18 protein-coding genes and 1 pseudogene are annotated in these 21,604 nt (G+C 70.7%); 11 read left to right on the top strand and 8 right to left on the bottom strand.

Features of this window, described 5'->3' with window-relative positions; translation table 11 throughout:
- Positions 1–396 (top strand): EamA family transporter (locus tag QMK28_RS14585; protein ID WP_326437866.1); only part of this gene is annotated, 396 nt, incomplete at its 5' end.
- Positions 397–451: 55 nt separating this feature from the next.
- Here the strand turns inward: QMK28_RS14585 and QMK28_RS14580 are convergent.
- A pseudogene (locus tag QMK28_RS14580) lies at positions 452–589 on the bottom strand (type II toxin-antitoxin system PemK/MazF family toxin); the annotation flags it as partial.
- A gap of 245 nt (positions 590–834) precedes the next feature.
- Here QMK28_RS14580 and QMK28_RS14575 point away from each other — a divergent pair.
- Complete coding sequence (locus tag QMK28_RS14575) at positions 835–1,527, top strand: endonuclease V (RefSeq protein ID WP_326437864.1); 693 nt, start codon at positions 835–837, stop codon at positions 1,525–1,527.
- 82 nt (positions 1,528–1,609) lie between these two features.
- Positions 1,610–1,771 carry a hypothetical protein gene (locus tag QMK28_RS14570; protein WP_326437862.1) on the top strand — a complete coding sequence of 54 codons (162 nt, stop codon included), beginning with the start codon at positions 1,610–1,612 and terminating at the stop codon, positions 1,769–1,771.
- Between the two features lie 72 nt (positions 1,772–1,843).
- Here the strand turns inward: QMK28_RS14570 and QMK28_RS14565 are convergent, their stop codons facing one another.
- Both QMK28_RS14565 and QMK28_RS14560 read right to left on the bottom strand, forming a co-directional pair.
- Positions 1,844–2,356: a DUF1203 domain-containing protein gene (locus QMK28_RS14565; protein ID WP_326437860.1), complete on the bottom strand. Its 513-nt coding sequence runs from the start codon at positions 2,354–2,356 to the stop codon at positions 1,844–1,846.
- A gap of 161 nt (positions 2,357–2,517) precedes the next feature.
- Positions 2,518–3,750 carry a saccharopine dehydrogenase family protein gene (locus tag QMK28_RS14560; RefSeq protein ID WP_326437858.1) on the bottom strand — a complete coding sequence of 411 codons (1,233 nt, stop codon included), beginning with the start codon at positions 3,748–3,750 and terminating at the stop codon, positions 2,518–2,520.
- A gap of 188 nt (positions 3,751–3,938) precedes the next feature.
- On the opposite strand from QMK28_RS14560, the gene QMK28_RS14555 reads away from it, so the two are divergent.
- From QMK28_RS14555 to QMK28_RS14525, 7 genes are all read left to right on the top strand, one after another.
- On the top strand, positions 3,939–4,877 hold the full coding sequence (locus QMK28_RS14555) for a dihydrodipicolinate synthase family protein (protein WP_326437855.1): 939 nt from the start codon (positions 3,939–3,941) through the stop codon (positions 4,875–4,877).
- A 98-nt stretch (positions 4,878–4,975) separates the two neighbouring features.
- A complete protein-coding gene (locus tag QMK28_RS14550) occupies positions 4,976–6,478 on the top strand; it encodes a sialate:H+ symport family MFS transporter (RefSeq protein ID WP_326437917.1) in 1,503 nt (500 codons plus the stop codon).
- 102 nt (positions 6,479–6,580) lie between these two features.
- Positions 6,581–6,994 carry an MmcQ/YjbR family DNA-binding protein gene (locus QMK28_RS14545; RefSeq protein WP_326437853.1) on the top strand — a complete coding sequence of 138 codons (414 nt, stop codon included), beginning with the start codon at positions 6,581–6,583 and terminating at the stop codon, positions 6,992–6,994.
- A gap of 361 nt (positions 6,995–7,355) precedes the next feature.
- Positions 7,356–8,516: a CaiB/BaiF CoA transferase family protein gene (locus QMK28_RS14540; RefSeq protein ID WP_326437851.1), complete on the top strand. Its 1,161-nt coding sequence runs from the start codon at positions 7,356–7,358 to the stop codon at positions 8,514–8,516.
- Positions 8,517–8,671: 155 nt separating this feature from the next.
- On the top strand, positions 8,672–9,814 hold the full coding sequence (locus QMK28_RS14535) for an acyl-CoA dehydrogenase family protein (protein WP_326437915.1): 1,143 nt from the start codon (positions 8,672–8,674) through the stop codon (positions 9,812–9,814).
- Positions 9,815–9,840: 26 nt separating this feature from the next.
- Positions 9,841–11,055 carry an acetyl-CoA C-acetyltransferase gene (locus tag QMK28_RS14530; protein ID WP_326437849.1) on the top strand — a complete coding sequence of 405 codons (1,215 nt, stop codon included), beginning with the start codon at positions 9,841–9,843 and terminating at the stop codon, positions 11,053–11,055.
- A 107-nt stretch (positions 11,056–11,162) separates the two neighbouring features.
- Positions 11,163–13,334, top strand: coding sequence for a 3-hydroxyacyl-CoA dehydrogenase NAD-binding domain-containing protein (locus tag QMK28_RS14525; RefSeq protein WP_326437847.1), 2,172 nt, complete (start codon positions 11,163–11,165; stop codon positions 13,332–13,334).
- Positions 13,335–13,429: 95 nt separating this feature from the next.
- On the opposite strand, the gene QMK28_RS14520 is transcribed toward QMK28_RS14525, so the two are convergent.
- The 5 genes from QMK28_RS14520 to QMK28_RS14500 form a co-directional block, all read right to left on the bottom strand.
- Positions 13,430–14,164: a MerR family transcriptional regulator gene (locus QMK28_RS14520; protein ID WP_326437845.1), complete on the bottom strand. Its 735-nt coding sequence runs from the start codon at positions 14,162–14,164 to the stop codon at positions 13,430–13,432.
- A 227-nt stretch (positions 14,165–14,391) separates the two neighbouring features.
- A complete protein-coding gene (locus tag QMK28_RS14515; protein ID WP_326437843.1) occupies positions 14,392–16,302 on the bottom strand; it encodes a TniQ family protein in 1,911 nt (636 codons plus the stop codon).
- 23 nt (positions 16,303–16,325) lie between these two features.
- The gene (locus tag QMK28_RS14510; protein WP_326437841.1) at positions 16,326–17,630 is read right to left on the bottom strand and encodes a TniB family NTP-binding protein; all 1,305 of its coding nucleotides are present in this window, start codon (positions 17,628–17,630) and stop codon (positions 16,326–16,328) included.
- On the bottom strand, positions 17,627–19,927 hold the full coding sequence (locus QMK28_RS14505) for a transposase (protein ID WP_326437839.1): 2,301 nt from the start codon (positions 19,925–19,927) through the stop codon (positions 17,627–17,629). The genes QMK28_RS14510 and QMK28_RS14505 overlap by 4 nt, the downstream gene beginning before the upstream one ends.
- Complete coding sequence (locus QMK28_RS14500; RefSeq protein WP_326437837.1) at positions 19,927–20,604, bottom strand: TnsA-like heteromeric transposase endonuclease subunit; 678 nt, start codon at positions 20,602–20,604, stop codon at positions 19,927–19,929. Before QMK28_RS14500 ends, QMK28_RS14505 begins: the two co-directional genes overlap by 1 nt.
- A gap of 343 nt (positions 20,605–20,947) precedes the next feature.
- Here QMK28_RS14500 and QMK28_RS14495 point away from each other — a divergent pair, with 343 nt between their 5' ends.
- Entirely contained in the window at positions 20,948–21,577 is a 630-nt protein-coding gene (locus QMK28_RS14495) for a class I SAM-dependent methyltransferase (RefSeq protein ID WP_326437835.1), read from the top strand.
- Positions 21,578–21,604 lie beyond the last annotated feature (27 nt).

The raw sequence follows: 21,604 nt of genomic DNA, 5'->3' as shown, positions 1-21,604 counted from the left end.
CTGCTGCTCACCCAACGCGTCGGCAGCACCTTCGAGGGCTTCCAGGGGCTCGCGGTCTCCATCACCGTGGGCGCGGTGGCCATCGCGCCGCTCGGCCTGGGCGAGGGCCTGCACGGGCTGGCGAACCCGACCGGCGACTGGAGTTGGTGGCTGCTGCTGCTCGCCGTCGCGGGGGCCGGGCTGCTCTTCCCCGTTTTCCCGTACCTGCTGGAAATGGCCGTGCTGCGGCGGCTCACGCCCCGGGTCTTCGGCGTCATGCTCAGCCTGGAGCCCGCTGTCGCGGCGCTGATCGGGCTCGCGGTGCTGAGCCAGGCGCTGGGGCTCGGACAGATCGCCGGCATGTTCCTGGTGATCTGCGCGAGCGTCGCCGTGACGGTCAGCGGCAGACGCGGCTGACCGGGCGACGGACCGCCGGGCCCGTAGCGCTACGGGCCCGGCGGTCGGGGCCGCGTCAGCGCCAGCCGTAGCGCTCCGTCAGCCGTGCCACGACGGCGTCGAAGCGCGGCAGGTCGAGCGCGCACGCCTCGCGGCGCATCCCGTCCGCGTGCACCCGCAGTACGCGGTCCAGATCGACCCAGGAGTCGCGTCCGGCCCCTGGGACCGGGCCGACGCGCTCCGGATCGATCTCGGCGGTCGCGTGCGGTCCGTCGCGACCGGGGGAGTCGGCGGGCGGCGGTCCTGTGGGCTGATTGATCGAGGTCGTCACGGGGGACACGGTAAAGGCTGCGGTGCGCCGTGGCGAGGAGCGCCCCCGTCCCAGGTCACCGCCGACGGCCCAAACACCCCTGGTCGGTGTCCGGTCGGCGTCGGCGCGCGGGTAGCGTGGCCGGTGCGATGACCACTTCTCGAATCGAACCGCCGCAGGACTGGCCCACCACCGAGGGCCTGGCCATCGCCGTCCAGGACGGGTTGCGGGCCTCCGTCGACCTGGCGGACTCCGGACCGGCCCCCGGCTCGGCGGGCCGCTTCACCGGCGTGGACGTCGCGTACGACGACGAGCGCGATGTGGTGGTCGCCGCCGCCGTGACGCTCGACGCCCGCGATCTCAGCGTGATCGAGGAGGCGACCGCCGTCGGCCGGGTCGCCTTCCCGTACGTGCCGGGCCTGCTCGCCTTCCGCGAACTGCCCACCGTGCTGGCCGCCCTGGACCGCCTGCGCAGCTCCCCCGACCTGGTCGTCTGCGACGGCTACGGCCGGGCGCACCCGCGCCGCTTCGGGCTTGCGAGCCACCTCGGCGTGCTCTCCGGGCTGCCCACCATCGGCGTCGCCAAGAACCCGTTCGTCTTCCGGCACGACACCCCCGGCCCGACGCGCGGCGACAGTTCCGCGCTGCTCGACGGGGAAGAGGAGGTGGGACGGGTGCTGCGCACCCAGGACGGGGTGAAGCCGGTCTTCGTGTCCGTGGGCCACCGCGTCGGCCTGGACAGCGCCTGCGCGCACACCCTCGGGCTGGCCCGCGCCTACCGACTCCCGGAGACCACCCGCCGCGCCGACTCGCTGTGCCGCCGCGCGCTGTTGAGCGTCTGAGCGTCTGCCGGCGGGGAACTGAGTAGCGGAACTGAGTATCCGCACCGATGCGCGGGTGTTCGAGGATCGGCATCCTGGCCGTATGAACGAGACCGAGGTACTCAACGACGCATGGCAGCCGACCGACCACCACGAGGGCGTGGCGCACGGGGCGTCCGTCGTGCTCGCCGTCGCCGGGATCACCGCGCTGCTCTGGGTGCTCGCGATGGGCGTCGTCATCGTCGACTGGATGCTGTCGCTCTGAGCGACGGCTGAGGGCCCCTCCGAGCGACCTCGTACGGGGCGCGCCGGCTCGGGCCCGTCCGCCTCGTCCCGCTCAACCGGCCTCCGCCGTACGCCTCGTCTCCGCGTGGAAGCAGCCGAATTCCACCGCGCGCACATGCACGGCCGCGACCTGCGGGTCCGCGTACAGCCTCGCGAGCCCTTCCTCGACCGTCGGCGATCCGCCGTCGATCAGCAGTCCGCCGAGGATGCCGCCCCGCGCCGAATAGGCCCGCAGCACCCGGCGCCCGCCCCGCAGCGCGTCCGGATAGCCGCCGCCGGCCTCGCCCCCGGGCCAACCGCCGCAGTCCTCGGTGTGGATGAAGACCGGGCCGACCTCGCTGTACGGGCCGGGGTCGGCGTCCGTCTCGCGGGCCCAGCGGCGCAGCGGCGCGTACGACACCAGGGCGAGGACCTCGCCGGGCTCGCTGCGGTTCAGGCACCAGCGCAGCGGGCTGCCGCCGCTCTCGTCCAGGACCAGCCGCGGGGGATCGCCCGCGTCGTCCCGCTCGCGCAGCCGCGCCAGCACGTCGGGGGCGATGGCCCGGATCTCGTAGGGAGTGCTCATGCCCTCCATGCTGCGCGAGCGCGGGCGCGCTTCCCGGCGGGAATCGGACGGCGTGCTGCGGCGGCCGGGGCGGGGCGGTCGACCGTGCGGCGGCCCCGGCCCGAGCGGGCCGCGAGCTTCGTACGGCCGCGCTCCTCAGCCCGTCCGGTCACCCCGTCGCGTCAGCCGCCCGTCGAGTCCTCGGTCTTCACCCAGGACTCGACGACGTGGAACGACATTCCCGCGCGGATCAGCCGCTCGGTCAGCGCGTCGCCCATCGCCGCCGCCGTCGTGACCTGGCCCGAGGTGTCGGGGAGGTCGTCGAAGGCGAGGCAGAGCGAGGACTCGGCGAGCATCTTGGCCGTCTCGTCGTATCCGGGGTCGCCGCCGGAGACCTCGGTGACGATGCGCCGGCCGCCGCCCTCGCCGTGGAAGCGGACGCTGAACCAGCTCTTGGCGCGCCGCTCGGGGCCCGGTCCGTCGCCCGGCTTGAGGCGGTCGGACAGCCAGTTGCGGGTCAGCGGGAGTTGGGCGAGAGCGAAGAGCGTGCTGGCTCCGGCGGCGGCTCCGACGGCGACCGGCAGCCACTTGACCGCCGCGTAGTGCCGGTAGCGGAAGTCCGGGCCGTAGCGCGGCAGGGCGGCGGCGGAGCGGGCGACGATCTGCGGGTCCACGGTCGGCAGCGGGAGCGCCCAGGCGCCGAGCCGGCTGCTGCGGCGCGGAGCGGGCAGCGGCGCCCGTACCCGCCGCCCGACGGGCCGGGGTTCGGCGCGGCGGCGCGCCTTGGCGGTCCGGGCCGTCTGCGGCACCCGGGAGAAGGCGGTCAGCGCGGACGCGAACGTGCCGCCCGAGAAGGTCGCGTCGGAGCGCACATAGCCGTCGATGTTCAGCGGCACGCCCTCGGGCAGCCGGGCGACGGTGTAGTGCACGCCCAGGTCGTGCGGGATCGAGTCGAAGCCGCACGCGTGCACCAGCCGGGCGCCCGTCTCGGTGGCCCTGCGGTGGTGCCGCAGATACATCAGGTCGGCGAACTCGGCCTCGCCGGACAGGTCGGCGCAGTCGGTGCCCGCTTCGGCGCAGGCGGCCACCAGCGGCTCGCCGTAGCTGATGTAGGGGCCGATGGTGGTGGCCACCACCCGGGTGTCGGCGACGACCGCGCGCAGCGCGTCCGCGTCGGTGACGTCGGCGTGCAGCAGCGGGAGGTCCGCGCAGGCCGGGTTGATCGCGGTGAGCCGCTCGCGCAGCCGCTTCAGCTTGTCGGGACTGCGCCCGGCCAGCGCCCAGCGGCAGTCCGCGGGCGCGTGCCGGGCGAGGTACTCGGCCGTCAGCGCCCCGGCGAAGCCGGTGGCTCCGAACAGCACTACGTCATAGGCGCGTTCCGGGTGGACGCGTTCGGTCTTGTCCTGCCACCGCATGGCGGGCCCCTTTCGCTATTACCGAACAGTAGGTATCTGTTCGACGGGGCGTCAATAAGGGCGTCGTGCGCGAGGGGTCTTGACAGCCTTCCGGCGCGGCGCAGGATACTGCGGCAGAGATGGGACATCCCATGTCCTGATTACGCTTGTTTCGCATGATGTCGCGTGTACCAGAAAGACGGCCCGCCATGCCTCTGCCCGCCGCCCCCCTCCGTGGTGTCGTCCCCCCGCTCTGCACCCCGCTGACCCCCCACGGCGAGGTCGACGTCCGCTCGCTGGCCGCGCTGGCCGAGCGGATGATCGACGCCGGGGTGCACGGCCTGTTCGCGCTCGGCTCCAGCGGGGAGAGTGCCTATCTCACCGACGAGCAGCGGCGCACCGCGCTGGCGACCGTCGTCGAGACGACGGCCGGCCGGGTGCCGGTGCTCGCCGGGGTCATCGACATGACCACCGCGCGGGTGCTCGCCCACGCCCGTACGGCAGCCCGCGCGGGAGCGGACGGCCTGGTCGCCACCGCCCCGTTCTTCACCCGCACCCACCCGGCCGAGATCTCCGGCCACTTCCGGCGCCTTCGGGACGGCGTGGACCTGCCGCTGTTCGCCTACGACATCCCATCCGCGGTGCACTCCAAGCTCCCCGCCGCCACCGTCCTCGCCCTCGCCGCGGACTGCACCCTGGCCGGACTCAAGGACAGCAGCGGCGACGACGGTTCGCTGCGCAGACTCCTGACGGCGCTGCGCGCCGACGGCTCCGACGGGCGCTTCTCGGTGCTGACCGGTTCCGAACTGACCGTGGACGGAGCGCTGTTGGCGGGCGCGCACGGCGTCGTGCCGGGGCTCGGCAACGTCGACCCGGCCGGCTACGTCCGGCTGTACGGGCACGCCCGCGCGGGTCGCTGGACCGAGGCGGTGGCCGAACAGGACCGGCTCGCCGCGCTGTTCGCCCTCGTCGACGTCGGCGACGAGAGCGCCATGGGTCGCAGCTCCTCCGCGCTCGGCGCGTTCAAGGCCGCGCTGCATCTGCTGGGCGTCATCGACTGCCCGGCCACCGCCGCGCCCCAACTCCCGCTGGGGGACGCCGCGGTCAAGGCCGTACGCCGACACCTCGAAGACGCCGGGCTACTGTGAGCCGACCGCCGCCGGAGGCAGCCCGGCCCGTGCGCTACCGACGCGTCCGCTACCGGCCCGTCTGGTACCGGGAAGTGTCCCGCCGTCAGTGGAAGGCGATGTTCGCGGCCTGGCTCGGCTATGTGCTGGACGGCTTCGACTTCGTCCTCATCACGCTCGTGCTCACCGAGATCGCCGACGAGTTCGGCCTGACCACGGTCGAGTCCGCGAGCCTGGTCTCGGGCGCGTTCATCACCCGCTGGCTCGGCGGCGCGCTGCTCGGCGCGATGGGGGACCGCTACGGGCGCAAGGCCGCGATGATCGCCAGCATCCTGCTCTACTCGCTCGGCACCTTCGCGTGCGGCTTCGCGTGCGGCTACACCAGCATGTTCGCAGCCCGGCTGATGATCGGCATGGGCATGGCGGGGGAGTACAGCGCGAGCGCGACCTACGTCCTGGAGAGCTGGCCGACCCGGCTGCGCAACCGCGCCAGCGGCTTCCTGATCTCCGGCTACGCGGGCGGCACGATCATCGCGGCCGAGCTGTACAAGGTCGTCGTCCCGCAGTTCGGCTGGCGCTGGATGTTCTGGATCGGCGTGCTGCCGGTGCTGGTCGCGCTCTGGGTGCGGCGGGCGCTGCCGGAGGCGGAGGACTGGCAGCGGGAGGTCGGCGGCAGGCTCGCCGCGCGTCGCGGCCGGGACGGGGCGGGGAGGGACGGGGCGGGGCCGCCCTTGCCGAACCCGTTCCGCCCGCTGTTCGCGGGGCGCGCCCGCGCGACGCTCAACACGGCGCTGGCCTTCGCCGCGAGCGCGAGCCTCTTCTGCGTCTTCACACCGGCCGGGGCGGGCCTGGTGCTGCCGCTGTCGGTGCTCGCCGCGGGCTGCCTGATCGCGTTCGCCGCGCAGCTCGGCGGGCGGAAGGGCTGGCTGCTGTACGTGTCGCTGACGGTGACCGTGTTCTGCGCGTTCCTCTACAGCTGGCCGATCCAGGCGCTGCTGCCCACCTACCTCAAGACCGAGCTGGGCTACGACCCCGGGCAGGTCGCCGACGTCATGTTCTACGCCGGCTCCGGCACCATGTTCGGCTGCTGGCTGGCGGGCTTCGTCGGCGACCGCTTCGGCACCCGCCGGGCCTACGCCTGCACCCTGCTCGCATCGCTCGCGTTCATCTTCCCGGTGTTCGCGGTCCAGGACAGCCTGGTCGGCCTCGGCGTGCTGCTGTTCTTCCTGCTCGCGCTGAGCCAGGGCATCTCCGGCATCCTGCCCAAGTACATCGCCGGCCACTTCCCGACCGCCTCCCGGGCCGCCTCGCTCGGCTTCGTCTACAACACCGGAGCGCTCGGCGGCGCGGTCGCGCCGGTGCTGGGCGCGCGGCTCGCGGAGGGCATGCCGCTGGGCCGGGCGCTGGCGGTGCTCGCCTTCGGGCTGACCCTGGTCGTGATCGTCCTGGTCGGCGGCAACGTCCCGCACCGGCTCGGCCGGCTCATCGACCCGGAGTCGGTGGAGGACCGGCTGACGCGGGCGGAGCCGGGGCGGGAGCGGGTGCTGCCGTCGGAAGGACCGGTGACGGCGAGCGTCCGCGACGCGCCGCGCGGGCGTACGGGGCCGGGCTCCGGCGGCTAGCGTGGATCGTGCGGGCCGGGTCGGGCGGTACGCGCTGTCGTAGGCGCTGGTCGTACGCACCACCCGGCCGTCCGCCCGAACCGACAGCCCCCGGAGGAGACCATGGCCGCGTCGAAGGACCCACTCGACCCGCTGAAGGTGCGCGCGAGGGTCCGCGAGTTCGCTCTCGGACTGCCGGGGGCCGGGGAGGAATTTCCCTGGGGCGAGAGCGTCATCAAAGTCAACAAGAAGGTGTTCGTCTTCCTGGGCGTGGCGGACGACAGCTATCCGCCCGGCATCACGGTCAAGCTCAAGGACGAGGAAGCGCACGCTCACGCCCTGTCGATGCCCGGCGCGGAGCCGGCCGGGTACGGCCTGGGCAAGGCGGGCTGGGTGAGCGTGCCGCTCGGCGCGGAGGCGGGCACGGGCACGGACGCGCCTGCGGCCGAGCTGCTGTGCGACTGGGTGGAGGAGAGCTACCGCACCATCGCGCTCAAACGGCTCATCGCAGAGCTGGACGCGCGCGGCGCCGGCTGACGGCGGAGTCGCCGGGTGGGGGTGGCCTCGCCGGGTGGCGGTGGCTGACGAAGGGCGCGCCCCCGCCCGGCCGGCAGCCGCGCAGCCCCCGGCGGCTGAGCTCGTACGAACCGGCCACCCACCCGACCCCGCCGCAAGGTGACCTTCCCCACGCCGCCGGACGTCACCGCCACCGGCCCCGCCCGGGGTCACCGCCTCGCGTGAGGCCCCCGCTCGTTCATGAGGTGACGCGGCCGGGCCGTCACCGTCCGGCGCAGCCGCAGCCGCCCGCTCTTCACCCGGCGGCGGGGCTTGTGCAAAGTGGAACACGTTCTTAACATCACTGATGTTACATCAGTTGTGTCATAGCGCTGGGGGCTTGATGGCAGGGACAGAAACACCGTCGACGGGTGGCCACGGACCACTCAGCGGGGTCCGGGTGGTGGAGCTGGCGGGGATCGGCCCCGGTCCGTTCGCCGCCATGCACCTCGCCGACCTGGGCGCCGACGTCGTACGGGTGGACCGCCCCGGCGGCGGCGGGATGCACATCGACCCGGCGTGCGACATCACCAACCGCAACAAGCGCTCCGTGCTGCTCGACCTCAAGACCGAGGAGGGCATCGCCGCCGTCCTCGACCTCATCGACCGCGCCGACGTGCTCATCGAGGGCAACCGCCCCGGCGTCACCGAACGGCTCGGCATCGGCCCGCAGGAGTGCCTGGCACGCAACCCGCGCCTGGTCTACGGGCGGATGACCGGCTGGGGCCAGGAAGGCCCGCTCGCCGGGCGGGCCGGCCATGACGCGAGCTACATCGCGATCACCGGCGTGCTCGGCATGGTCGGCCCCTCGGACGGCGCGCCCGTGCTCCCCGCCAACCTCATGGGCGACTTCGCGGGCGGCTCCCTCTACCTCGTCATCGGCGTGCTCGCAGCCCTCCAGCACGCCCGCACGGCGGGCGCCGGCCAGGTCGTCGACGCGGCGATCGTGGACGGCACCGCGCATCTGTCCTCGCTGATCCACGGCATGATGGCGGCCGGCGGCTGGCAGGACCAGCGCGGCGCCAACCTGCTCGACGGCGGCGCGCCCTTCTACGGCACGTACGAGACCGCCGACGGCGGCTATATGGCGGTCGGCGCGCTGGAGCGGCGCTTCTACGCCGAGTTCGTCAAGCTGCTCGGCATCGCGGACGAAGCCCCCGACCGCAACGACTTCGACCGCTGGGACGAGCTGCGCACCGCCATCGCGGACCGCTTCAAGACCCGTACCCGCGAGGAGTGGACGGCCGTCTTCCAGGACTCCGACGCGTGCGTGGCCCCCGTGCTGTCGCTGCGCGAGGCCCCCGCGCACCCGCACCTCGCCGCCCGCGGCACCTTCGTCGAGCACGCCGGCATCACCCAGCCCGCCCCCGCCCCGCGCTTCTCCGCGACCCCGGGATCGGTGCACCGCGCGCCCGCCCAGCCCGGCGCGGACACCGCCGAGGTGGCCGCCGACTGGGACCTGCCCACGCTGCGCAACGCCGCCGGCCCCGCGGGCGAGAGCTGATGACGCGGGCAGCGAAGGCGCGCGGGCCGATGAGGCAGGCGCCGATGCCGCTCGCGCCGACGACGCACGCACCGACGACGCACGCACCGACGACGCACGCACCGACCACGCACGAGAATGGGTCCTAGGACTCCGGAGGAGACACGGCTGTGGCCATGACGCGCGAGATCTTCACCGCCGACCACGAGGCGTTCCGCGAGACGGTCAAGACCTTCCTCGCCAAGGAGGTGCTGCCGCACCACGAGCGCTGGGAACAGGACGGCATCGTCTCCCGCGAGGCGTGGCTGGCGGCCGGGCGGCAGGGGCTGCTCGGGCTCGCGGTGCCCGAGGAGTACGGGGGCGGCGGCGAGCCGGACTTCCGCTACAGCGCCGTACTCGCCGAGGAGTTCACCCGGGCGGGCGCCTCCGGGTTCGCCGTCGGCCTGCACAACGACATCATCGGCCCGTATCTGACCGGGCTGGCCACCGACGAGCAGAAGCGCCGCTGGCTGCCCGGCTTCTGCAGCGGCGAGACGATCACCGCCGTCGCGATGACCGAGCCGGGCGCGGGCTCCGACCTCCAGGGCATCAGGACGGCCGCCGTCGATCAGGGCGACCACTGGCTGCTCAACGGCTCCAAGACCTTCATCTCCAACGGCGTCCTCGCCGACCTGGTGGTCGTCGTGGCCAGGACGACCCCGGAGGGCGGGGCCAAGGGGCTGAGCCTGCTCGTCGTCGAGCGCGGCATGGCGGGCTTCGAGCGCGGCCGCAACCTCGACAAGATCGGCCAGAAGGCCCAGGACACCGCCGAGCTGTTCTTCAACGACGTCAAGGTGCCCAAGGCGAACCTGCTCGGCGAGGAGAACGGCGCGTTCGTCCATCTGATGACCAACCTGGCGCAGGAGCGGATGACCATCGCGGTCGCCGGCATCGCCGCCGCCGAGCACCTCCTCGACATCACCATGACGTACGTCAAGGAGCGCGAGGCGTTCGGCCGCCCGCTCTCCAAGCTCCAGCACATCCGCTTCGAGATCGCCGAGATGGCCACCGAGTGCGCCGTCACCCGCACCTTCCTGGACCGCTGCATCACCGACCACACCGCGGGGCGGCTCGACGCCGTGCACGCCTCGATGGCCAAGTGGTGGGCCACCGAACTGCAGAAGCGCGTCGCCGACCGCTGCCTGCAACTGCACGGCGGCTACGGCTACATGACCGAGTACCGCGTCGCCAAGGCGTTCACGGACGGCCGCATCCAAACGATCTACGGCGGCACGACCGAGATCATGAAGGAGATCATCGGCCGCTCGCTGCTCGCCTGACCCCTCATCCCCGAAAGGCACCTGACGTGAGTTCCGAAGCGTACGTATTCGACGCGATCCGCACCCCGCGCGGCCGTGGCAAGGCCAACGGCGCGCTGCACGGCACCAAGCCGATCGACCTGGTCGTCGGCCTCATCCACGAGATGCGCCGCCGCTTCCCCGACCTCGACCCGGCCGCCATCGACGACGTCGTGCTCGGCGTCGTCAGCCCGCTCGGGGACCAGGGCTCGGACATCGCCAAGACCGCCGCCATCGCCGCCGGACTGCCCGACACGGTGGCCGGCGTCCAGGAGAACCGCTTCTGCGCCTCCGGCCTCGAAGCCGTCAACATGGCCGCGGCCAAGGTGCGTTCGGGCTGGGAGGACCTGGTGCTGGCCGGCGGCGTCGAGTCCATGTCGCGGGTCAAGATGGGCTCCGACGGCGGCCCCTGGGCGATGGACCCGATGACCAGCTACGAGACCGGCTTCGTGCCGCAGGGCATCGGCGCCGACCTCATCGCCACCATCGAGGGCTTCAGCCGGCACGACGTGGACACCTTCGCCGCGCTGTCCCAGGAGCGCGCCGCCGAGGCGTGGAAGGACGGCCGCTTCGCGCGTTCGATCGTCCCCGTCCTCGACCGCAACGGCCTCACCGTGCTGGACCACGACGAGCACATGCGGCCCGGCACCACCGCCGAATCCCTCGCCTCGCTCAAGCCGTCCTTCGGCGTGATCGGCGAACTCGGCGGCTTCGACGCCGTCGCGCTGCAGAAGTACCACTGGGTCGAGAAGATCGACCACGTCCACCACGCGGGCAACTCCTCCGGCATCGTGGACGGCGCGGCGCTCGTCGCGATCGGCTCCGCCGAGACCGGGCGGCGCTACGGCCTCACCCCGCGCGCCCGCATCGTCTCGGCCGCCGTCTCCGGCGCCGACCCGACGATCATGCTGACCGGCCCGGCGCCCGCGACCCGCAAGGCCCTCGCGAAGGCGGGCCTGACGATCGACGACATCGACCTGGTCGAGATCAACGAGGCGTTCGCCGGCGTCGTGCTGCGCTACGTCAAGGACATGGGGCTGAGCCTCGACAAGGTCAACGTCAACGGCGGCGCGATCGCGCTCGGCCACCCGCTCGGCGCGACCGGCGCGATGATCATCGGCACCCTGATCGACGAACTGGAGCGGCGCGAGCAGCGGTACGGCCTGGCCACGCTGTGCGTCGGCGGCGGCATGGGCATCGCCACCGTCATCGAGCGCCTCTGACGGGCGACGCCCGCACCTAGGGCCGCCTGTTCTGGCCCGAGCCCGCCCGGCGCCGGCCCGACGACTCTGATCGCGCCCCGGCCGAACCCCCTTACGGAGACTTTGAGATGAGCGAGCCCACCACCATCCGCTGGGAGCAGGACGACACCGGCGTCGTCACGCTCGTGCTGGACGACCCCAACCAGTCCGCCAACACCATGAACGAAGCCTTCAAGGCATCCCTGGAGGCGGTCGCCGACCGGCTGGAGGCCGAGCGGGAGAGCGTGCGCGGCGTCGTCTTCACCTCCGCCAAGAAGACCTTCTTCGCGGGCGGCGACCTGAAGGACATGATCAAGGTCGGCCCCGCCCAGGCCCAGCAGGCCTTCGACACCGGCATGAACATCAAGCGCAGCCTGCGCCGCATCGAGACCCTCGGCAAGCCGGTGGTCGCCGCGATCAACGGCGCGGCGCTCGGCGGAGGCTACGAGATCGCGCTGGCCTGCCACCACCGCGTCGCGCTCGACGCCCCCGGCTCCAAGATCGGCCTGCCCGAGGTCACCCTCGGCCTGCTCCCGGCCGGCGGCGGCGTCACCCGTACGGTACGGCTGCTCGGCATCGCGGACGCGCTGCTCAAGGTGCTGCTCCAGGGCCGGCAGTACAACCCGGCGCGGGCGCTGGCCGAAGGTCTGGTGCACGAGGTCGCGGCCACCGAGGAGGAGATGCTGGCCAAGGCCCGCGCCTTCATCGACGCCAACCCCGAGTCCCAGCAGCCCTGGGACGTCAAGGGCTACCGGCTGCCCGGCGGCGCCCCGTCCCACCCGAAGTTCGCCGCCAACCTGCCCGCCTTCCCGGCGAACCTGGCCAAGCAGCTCAACGGCGCGCCCTACCCCGCCCCGCGCAACATCCTCGCCGCGGCCGTCGAGGGCGCGCAGGTCGACTTCGAGACCGCACAGGTGATCGAGGCCCGCTACTTCACCGAGCTGGTCACCGGGCAGATCTCCAAGAACATGATCCAGGCGTTCTTCTTCGACCTGCAGGCCGTCAACTCCGGCGCCAACCGGCCGGACGGCATCGCGCCCCGCAAGGTCCGCAAGGTGGCCGTGCTCGGCGCCGGGATGATGGGCGCGGGCATCGCGTACTCCTGCGCGCGGGCCGGCATCGACGTCGTCCTCAAGGACGTCTCCACCGAGGCCGCCGAGCGCGGCAAGGCGTACTCCGCCGGGCTGCTCGACAAGGCCCTGGCCAAGGGCCGCACCACCGAGGCCCAGCGCGACGAACTGCTGGCCCGGATCACCCCGACCGGCGACCCGCAGGCCCTCGCGGGCTGCGACGCCGTCATCGAGGCGGTCTTCGAGGACCCGGCGCTCAAGCACAAGGTCTTCCAGGAGATCGAGGACATCGTCGAGCCCGACGCGCTGCTCTGCTCCAACACCTCGACGCTGCCCATCGGCGTGCTCGCCGAGGGCGTCAAGCGCGACCGGGACTTCATCGGCCTGCACTTCTTCTCGCCGGTCGACAAGATGCCGCTCGTCGAGATCATCAAGGGCGAGCGCACCGGCGACGAGACACTGGCCCGCGCCTTCGACCTGGTCCGGCAGATCCGCAAGACCCCGATCGTGGTCAACGACTCGCGCGGCTTCTTCACCTCGCGCGTCATCGGCCACTTCATCAACGAGGGCGTCGCGATGGTCGGCGAGGGCGTCGACCCCGCCTCCGTCGAGCAGGCCGCCGCGCAGGCCGGCTACCCGGCCAAGGTGCTCTCGCTGATGGACGAGCTGACCCTCACGCTGCCGCGCAAGATCCGCGCCGAGACCCGGCGCGCGATCGAGGCGGCGGGCGGCAGCTGGCAGACCCACCCCTCGGAGACCGTCATCGACCGCATGGTCGACGAGTTCGAGCGCACCGGCCGCAGCGGCGGCGCGGGGTTCTACGAGTACGTGGACGGCAAGCGGGCCGGGCTGTGGCCCGGCCTGCGCGAGCACTTCGGCAAGCCGGACGTCAGCGTCCCCTTCGAGGACCTCAAGGAGCGGATGCTCTTCGTCGAGGCCATCGACTCCGTCCGCTGCCTGGAGGAGGACGTCCTCACCTCGGTCGCCGACGCCAACATCGGCTCCATCCTGGGCATCGGCTTCCCCGGCTGGACCGGCGGCGTGCTCCAGTACATCAACGGTTACGAGGGCGGCCTGCCCGGCTTCGTGGCGCGCGCCCGCGAGTTGCGGGCGGCCTACGGCGAGCGGTTCGCGCCGCCGGCGCTGCTGGTCGAGAAGGCCGAGCGGGGCGAGAAGTTCAGCGACGCCTGACAACGACGCCTGACAGCGACGCCCCCGGACAGGGGCCGCGGGGGGGGCGGGCGGGCCCACCGGCCGGGCCCCGCGGCGCTCGCAGCCGCCCGCGGCTACTCCTGGCTGTGCCAGGCCCGCAGCTCCTCCTTCATGGACCGCTGGAACGCGGTCACCAACGCCTGCACCACCATCGGCTGCATATGGGCCGACAGCGACTTCAGCCGCGCCAGCTCCTCCGCCTCGGGCAGGCCCTCGCCCTCGCGGTACGGCTGCCACACCTCGTCCTTGAACAGCCGGCTCAGCTCCCGCGCGGCCGAGCGGGTGTGCTCCAGCACGACGGTGCGGGCCGCCAGAATCGTCTCCAGCGCGATCGGCACGTCCAGCAGCCGCACCCCCAGGTGCAGCAGCCCCGGATCGACCTGGAACACCTCGGGGTCGTCGGTCCGCACCAGCACGCTCATCGCCGCCAGCCCGTCCAGGTCCGCTTCGGTCAGCCCGCGCCCCACCCGGCGCTCCAACTGCTCGCGGGTGGCCGGCTCGGCCTTGTCCGGCACCCAGGAGGCGACCAGCGCCCGGTGGATGGCGAGGTCCTGCGCGCTCAGATCCGCCGGAAGCTGCTCCAGATAGCGCTCGATCGCGGCGAGCGTCATGCCCTGGTGCTGCAACTCCTCGATCAGCGCCAGCCGGGAGAGGTGGTCGGGGCCGTACCGGCCGACCCGGCGCGGACCGATCTCGGGCGGCGGCAGCAGGCCGCGGGTGCTGTAGAAGCGGACGGTACGGACTGTCACGCCCGCGCGAGCGGCCAGCTCGTCGACCGTCAGTCCATCGGCTGCGATCTGCTGGGTCATCCGCTGCGCCTCACTCTCCGCCGTGCTGTGCCGGTGCTCGAATCACGTTCAACAGTATTGCTGTCTCACCACTGTTGCGAAACCGCTTGGATCGCGCAGACCTCAACCCAGCCAGGTGTGACCGTTCGCGATAGTTGACGGATGCGTCGAGGCATCGGCGCTGGTCGCTCGCCGACTGTTCAACGTAGTTGGCGGAGCCTGTTCCCGATAGTTGGCGATTCCAGGGCTCAGCTGCTCACGGAGCGTTGCTGCTGGCGTCGTCTCTCCCACGAGGTGAGGTTTCTGTCGGCTGCCTGCCGCAGCAGGTCAGCCACCTCCTTCCAGGTGCGATCAGGCGGGGACAAGAGACGTTGGGTGATCTTGGAATCCTGTTGCGTGAACGTCCGGCCCTCGGGCGAGCGAGGCGGCAGGAAGCACGGGGCGAGTTTCCATTCGCTGCCCGTGAGGAGTGACCAGACGAACGCGGAGGAGCACTCGCGGAACTGGCGGTCTGACCGAACGATCCTCGTGGTGGGGATGGTGCGGCAGATCTTGTCCCAGGTTGTGGTGGAGAGGTTCCAGGACTTGAAGGACTCGCGGCGCTGCCTGTAGTCGACCCGCTGAGGCAGAGCGGCGATGTGTTCGGCGAGCTGTTCAAGGGCGCCGGCCAGGTCGTAGGGCTTCTTCTGGAAGATCGGACGGAGGGGATGTAGCGGGGCGGGGAACGGGCCGAGCCAGTTGGTGGGGATGCCGAGGAATCGGGCGGCTTCGTCCATGCGCATGCCAGTGACAGCTTGGACGAGTTGAACCGCGACTGCTCTTCGCAGCCCGTTGGCCTGCGGTGATCGTGGCAGGGACTTCGGACGGGAGGCATAGCTGAGGAGGGTGAACCACTCGTCGGGGAGGTGCTGAGGGATGTCCTCGGCCCGGTAGCCGCGCGCGCGGACGGGGATGACGCAAGCGGTCCGATCGGCTTGGTCGGATGAGCCGGGAGGGTGTTGGGCGGGAAAGCGCCGTCTGAAGGCGTTGTCGATCTCGTGCCGGATCAAGGGGGAAGCGTCGCGTTGCAGTGTGACCCATGTTGCGCCCCAGCGGCGATCGGGGGTCTCCGGTGCTTGCTCAAGCAGGGAGATCAGGGTTTCTCGCAGTTGGTGGACGGGTTGCCGGAGGTGGGTGTGAGCGATGGTGAGCAATGCGGCCGTGGCCGCTGAGGAGCGCGGTTCGGTGCTCCAGAGGCTGGGGTGGCGGCTCCCGCGATGGGGTGGTTTGCCGCCAACGGATTCGGCTGCCTGCTGCTGGGCGGCATAGTGGTCGTCAAGGGCTGCCGTCAGCACGTGGGGAAGGTTGGTCGCGTCTGCGGTGTGTGGCCAGGTCGCGTTGACGATCGAGGCCATGACCTGCAGGTCCGCGAACTTGTGGAAGGCGGTCTCGGGAATCGTGGATGGGCTGAGCCAGTCGAGGATTTTGTGCTGCAAGCCGACCAGTTCGGGGCTGAGGCGGATCTGGGTGAGGCTGCTGCTGTCGTCGAGCCGGTGACCGCAGAATGTCCTCCCGCCACTGGTGCTGGTGCTGCTGTTGCGACACTGGAGGGGGTGAAGTCCTGTTGTCGTTGGTGACGGAACGAGTTTGAGGCGGCCCTCGGGGTGTCGGCTCTGGGCGGCATGTCGGCAGACCGGGCATGTGTCTTGGAGCAGGACCTGGTGTTTCGGGCAGGCGAAGACGACGGGCAGGTGCCAGAGCAGCTTCCATGTGCCTCCGTGTCGTTCCTGGATCACTGACCCGTCACCCTTGAGGCAGGCCGGGCAGTAGCGGGTGGAGCCGACGAGGAGCCAGGAAGGGAAGATGCTCCGGGCGCGGGGCGGGTCGTCCGGTTGTCGTGTGAGGGCTTCGGCGACGGGGGGACAGCGGCGGAGATAGGGCAGGAGCGTGAGCTGCTCGGCGGCCGCGGTGGACATGCGGGTAGCGTGCGCGAACGCGGAGACCTCGGGGGGCTCCATCATGAGCAGGTGACGGACGGGCGACATTGCGCTTGTGACGCGATAGGGGGTCAGGCCCGTGCGCCAGGTGACGTTGCTGGGTGCGACGTGCAGTCGATGGGACAGCCGCAGGATGAACCCGGCCATGCTCTCTCCCGGCAGCGGGATCAGGCTGCGGGGCATGGGTTCGGCGGGCGGTCGCTGCATCAACTCGCCGCTTCGGCAGGAGCTTCGGGGTCAACGCGAGGTCCGCGGTCGTCGAAGACGGTATTGCGTGCCCTGCGCGACTTCCTGGTGACCTTCTTGTCGTCGTCCGACTCGGCGGGGCCCGCTGCTGGTGCCGGCCCGGCTTCCTCAGCGGGGATACCCCGGCCGATGATAATCTCGTCGAGCAGGCTCTCGGTGATGTTCTCTTTGCCGGTGGCCATAGCTTCCTGAGCGCCCTCCTCAAGAAGCCGGCCGAGTAGACCGATGACCCCACCGGCGCGGTTCATCAGGTACTCAGGCATCGAACCGTTCGTGAGCATGCCCTTCTTCGCCTTCAAGAGCCGCAGGTGGGCCTCGACTCCTCGCAGATGCTTCACGAACGCCTGGATCTGGGAGGGCGTCGTGTAGGAGAAGCGGTCGAGTTCCACGAGCTCAAAGCGCCGCTCGATCTGGGTGACCTCGAGGCCGTGGACGCGTGTGGTCTCCAGCGGTGGCAGCAACCATTGGCGGTCGCGGCGGCTGAAGTGGGCTTCCCGCAGCAGCCCGGTGCCGGGGATGTTGACTCCGGTGAGGATGAGCGTGACGTTGAAGCTCATCAGGGCCCGGATGAGGTCGAGAACGTCCTGATCGTCGGCGCGGTGCATCCGCAGTCGGTTGATGTCGTCGATGATCAGAACCTTGACCCCGTGGTCTCGCAGGCAGTCAGCGACCAGTTGGATCAGTTGAGGGAGCGTGAATTTCCAGCGTTCGGGCCCGAAGAAGTTCAGGATCGACTCGCAGAGACTCTTCGGGGTGGCGGTGACGGGCGTTTGGACATAGACGACCGGTGCGTGCAGGTCCGACGTGCCCGAGATGGACTCGGGGTTGAGGTGGTGGTGGAAATCCAGCCACTGGTCCTCAAATGCCGCGGCAACGGAGCAGACCGTGGCGGTCTTGCCGTGATTACCCCAGCCGCTGACCATCACGCCCGGCATCGTGGGGCTGTTGCGCCGAAGCGTGTTGCCCTGAAGGCGCCGGTCGATCAGCCGCGTCACGCCTTCGAGCATCGGCGTTTCCTGGACCGGCAGGTTCACGTTGGTCAGACGCCGGTAGACGTCGTAGTCCGAGCGTCTGTCGGCCGGCAGCAACTTGTATTGCCTGATGGTGAGCCGAGGCGGCGGGATGAACTGGTCGCGGGTGGTGCGGTAGTGCTGCCAGCCGGTGAAGGAGTGCCGGTGCGATTCGGGGCCAAGGATCATGGCGGCGATCTGGCCGCGGGAGGGCAGGCCGTCCAGCCGCCCTGCCGAGAGGTCGTCGAGCCTCACACGTTCTCCTCGGTGTCGGCCGTGTCCTCATCCGCGTCTTCGTCGCCCGCCAGAACGGACGGCATCAGGAATAGGTGGCGGCTTTTGAGTGATTCGTTCAGGAGCCGGGGCACGGACGTGTCGGCGGTGACGGCAGCTTCGCGGCGGCGGCGCCGGTCGGCGGTCACGGCCTGACCGACCGTGCGGGCCTGTTCCTGCCAGTCCTCCGGCTCGGCAGGCCGGCCCGCGATCCGGTCGGCGGCGGCCGTCTCGGCGCGGGAGATCTCGCGCGAGCGGGCGATGCGGGCTCGCTTCTGCGATTTCTTCTTCGCCGCTTTCCCCTTCTCCTGCTTTTCGTCTCGCTGGGTCGGCCACTGATCGACGGGTGCCGCCTCGCCGAGGATCTCCAGCAGCAGCGACAGAAGGTCGGCGTCCGAGCGAGGAGCGAGTCGGCGCTGACGCGCAGTTGCCAGCACTTCGGCTGCGGTCTTGTCAGAGAAGGCCGGGATCTCGCCTTCCGGGGGAAGTCCGGTCCACCGCAACACATGCCAAGTTTCGTGATCATCCGGGTCCTGAAAGAAGACCCGGCGCCGGTCCCGGCGGTCGCTGCGGACGACCCACTTGCCGGCGTGCCTGCCGCCCCGGCCCGAGGGCCGCAGGAACCTGGACTCCTGTAGAAGGTCGGCGTAATACCAGAGCCCGAGGATCTTCACCCCGCGGCGGGGATGAACCTGGACATGGTGCTTGGGCAAGACCTTGTAATAGAGCTCAGGGCCGGGGATCTGCATCGACCAGCCGCCCTGGTGCATGGCCGCGGCGAACAGTGAGTTGGGACTGTGGTCCTCCTCCGGCCCCCAGGACGGCGCGTATTCACCGAGCCGGTGGTTCTGCCAGACCTTCACGATCCAGGTCGCGATGACGTGCTCCATCTGCGAGCAGGTCATCACCGCGTCGGCCTCCGGGTCGGCGCCGCGGTCAGCGACGTCCGTGCCGGTGAAGCCCAGCAGATGCTCGAACAGCATGGTCTTGAACGCGGAGAATGCGCGCTCGACGGCGAACTTGTCGCTGGCCCGGAAGGCGCGGGCCGGAAGGATGTTGCAGCCCAGGCTCCGTTCCGCCTCTACCAGGTCGTGGTTCTTGTAGACGCTTCCGTGGTCGGTGGTCACCGTCTCCGGTGCGAAGAAGGGAAGGGCCGCGACGTCGTGTCCGGCGAACTCCGCGATCACCTCGGATGGCACCCCTGGATAGGGCCATTCCATGTCCTGGCCCCAGCCCTCGCGCATCGGCAGGGGCAGCATCACGTCCCTGAGCAGCATCGCGACATCGACCGACGTATCGGACTCCAGCGTCAGCCTGAAAGCCGGGGCAGAGTGTGTGTAGAGATCGAGCCCCAGCGTCAGGGTGGCCGACACTGCCTCGCCGAACACGCTCTCCCTCAGCTTGACCGGCAGCGGCGTGGAGTCCAGTGCGATCACCTGCCCCGGGCGGTGGACGACCAGTCGCCGTCCGACGTCCGCGTCCTCGGCGTCCTCAGCCGAACGGGCGTAACGGGCCCGGGCCCCGCCGCTTCCGAACCATTCCCGCCAGACCCGCATCAAGGTGATCCGCGACGGGATGTCCTTGACAGGAAAGGACGGGAAGGTCTCCCGGATGTACTGGTGCATCAGGCGATGCCGGGCGGCCATGGTGATCGAAGACCGGTTTCTGCACTCCCTCTTCACCGCGAAGATCGCTTTGCGGACTTCCTCTGTGACACTGGGATGGCCCCCGCTGCGGCGGGTCCAGCGGCCGTCTGCGCAGGCCAGCAGCAGGCTGTCTCCCGATCTCGCGGACAGACGCTCCAGCGTTCGCTCGCTCATGAACCGAATCCCCAGCATCTCAGCCTCCTGGCGAGGCATCGCCTTCAGCTCGGCTGCCTTCGCCCGGCGACGCTCGCTCAGCGACGTCCGCTCGGGGTCGTAGGCAGGCCGTGGTTCACCGGGCCGGGCCCGGTCGGCCCGGCCGTCCCGGAAGCCCGTCTCCGCCTCCAGCACGTGCTCAGCCCTGATCCGGGCCCGCTTGAGCTGCCCTTCGGTCAGGTCGACCAGCGACCTCGCCTGCCGGCCGACGGGGACGAACGTCGTCGGCCGGTTCGCCGAGACCCTCGCATCCGGGTGGTGGATCAGCCAGCGGATCGACCTCGTCTGCTCACGGCCCTCACCATCCGTCAGGACGAACCGGCTGAACTGAGGCTCCGCTGCCGTCACCGTCCACTCGACGCCGTTCAACTGCAGCACGCTGCCGATTTCCATGTCCAGCAGACCGTGCCCCGCAGCCATCACGACCCCCCGGCCGATGCGCGGCCCCGCCAGATCAACGAACCATCCCCCAGCGGATTGCCCAGATCGACACCGAGCCTCCGCCACCACAGCAGGTGAGTAGCGTGCGCACGAGCGACGGCCGGAAGGCGTGTTCCCTCCACCAGGTCGCCGAACCTGTCCACCCCGCGTGCAACAGCGTCCTCAAGCTCTCGCTGGAGGCCCAGCTGATCGACCAGTGGCCGACGCTGCGACGACAGGTGGTCGAGCACGCTGTGGACGTGCGGCCGCCAGCCAGCCGCGACCGAATATCGCCAGCCGCAGGCCGCTGCTGACTGTGCCGTTGCCGCGAACTTCATCGCGTCGTCATCCTCGATCAGGCCCTCGGGGCGGACGTCGAACAGCCACAGCCCTCCGTCGGGCATCACCGCAAGAAAGTCCGGGACGTGCCACCTCTTGCCTTCGCTGCTGTCAAAGTCGAGGCGGAACGGCTGCGGCAGGACTTCAGCTACCCCGAAGTAGTCCAGCGCCAGCAGAAGCTGTTGCTCTTCCAGCGACTCGAACCCGTGAAGCCGACCCGTCGACACCATGAACTGCAGACCTGGCCGGTGCCCCTGGTCAGCTCGCCACGTGAACCCCCGGATCATCCTGGACGACAGCACCGGCACCGAGGCCATGTCACGCACGGGCCAGGTCACCTTGCCCTCCCCGACCCGCCACGTCACTGCCCATCGACGCGGCCACCCGTCGTCCGTAACCCGCCTCGACTCGAACTCGGCAAGGCCGACGTACGGCGCTAGCAGATCACTGAGTACGCATGAATCGGAACGGATCAAGACAGGCGATGGACGGAGCACCCATCCAGAGCAGCACGGAATCCCCTGCAGTCGGCACGGATCACCGCAGTTGTCCTTAACTGTCCCTTATCCGAACTACTGGGGGTGTCCCGTGATCAGGTGACGGAACGATCAGTCCCGAGGGGAAGGGTGGGTATGGGGCCGGACAACGGCTGCGAACTGCGCGGGTGTTAGTTTCCTTCCCGTGTTGGAACACCAGGACGAGACCAGGACGGCCTACGACGGGGTTGTCGAGCTGTATGCGTCGATGTTCGCTAATCGGTTGGAGACGCAGCCGTTCGCGCGGAACATGATCGGCACCTTCGCCGAGCTCGTGCGTGGGACGGGGAACCTGCGTGCAGCCGACATCGGGTGCGGGCCCGGACATCTGACGGCCATGCTGCACGACTTGGGGCTGGACGCCTTCGGGCTCGACCTCTCCCCGGCCATGGTCGACCACGCCCGGCGGGCCCATCCGGCGCTGCGGTTCGACGAAGCGCGAATGGAGGCCCTGCCGGTCGGAAACGGCACACTCGGCGGAGTGCTGGCCCACTACTCGATGATCCATACCCCGCCTGGGGAATTGCCCGCGCTGCTCGCCGAGCAGGTACGTGTCCTGGCACCAGGGGGCCTGCTCCTGGTGTCGTTCTTCGGGACCGAAGGACCGGAGCCGGTCCGCTTCGATCACAAGGTGACGCCCGCCTATAGTTGGCCGGCCGAGCGGTTTGCCGAGTTGCTGGCCGGGGCCGGGCTCGTCACGGTTGCTCGGTTGCTCCACGACCCGGCCTCCGAGCGGGGCTTCCTCGACGCCCACTTGTTGGCCCGCCGCCCCTAGAGCGTGCCCCGTGGCCTGGGACGGAGT

Source organism: Streptomyces sp. H27-D2 (assembly GCF_035828615.1).
Classification (GTDB): Bacteria; Actinomycetota; Actinomycetes; order Streptomycetales; family Streptomycetaceae; genus Streptomyces.
Note: the sequence above shows the minus strand (reverse complement) of the source record. Positions and strands in the feature narration are given on the sequence as shown.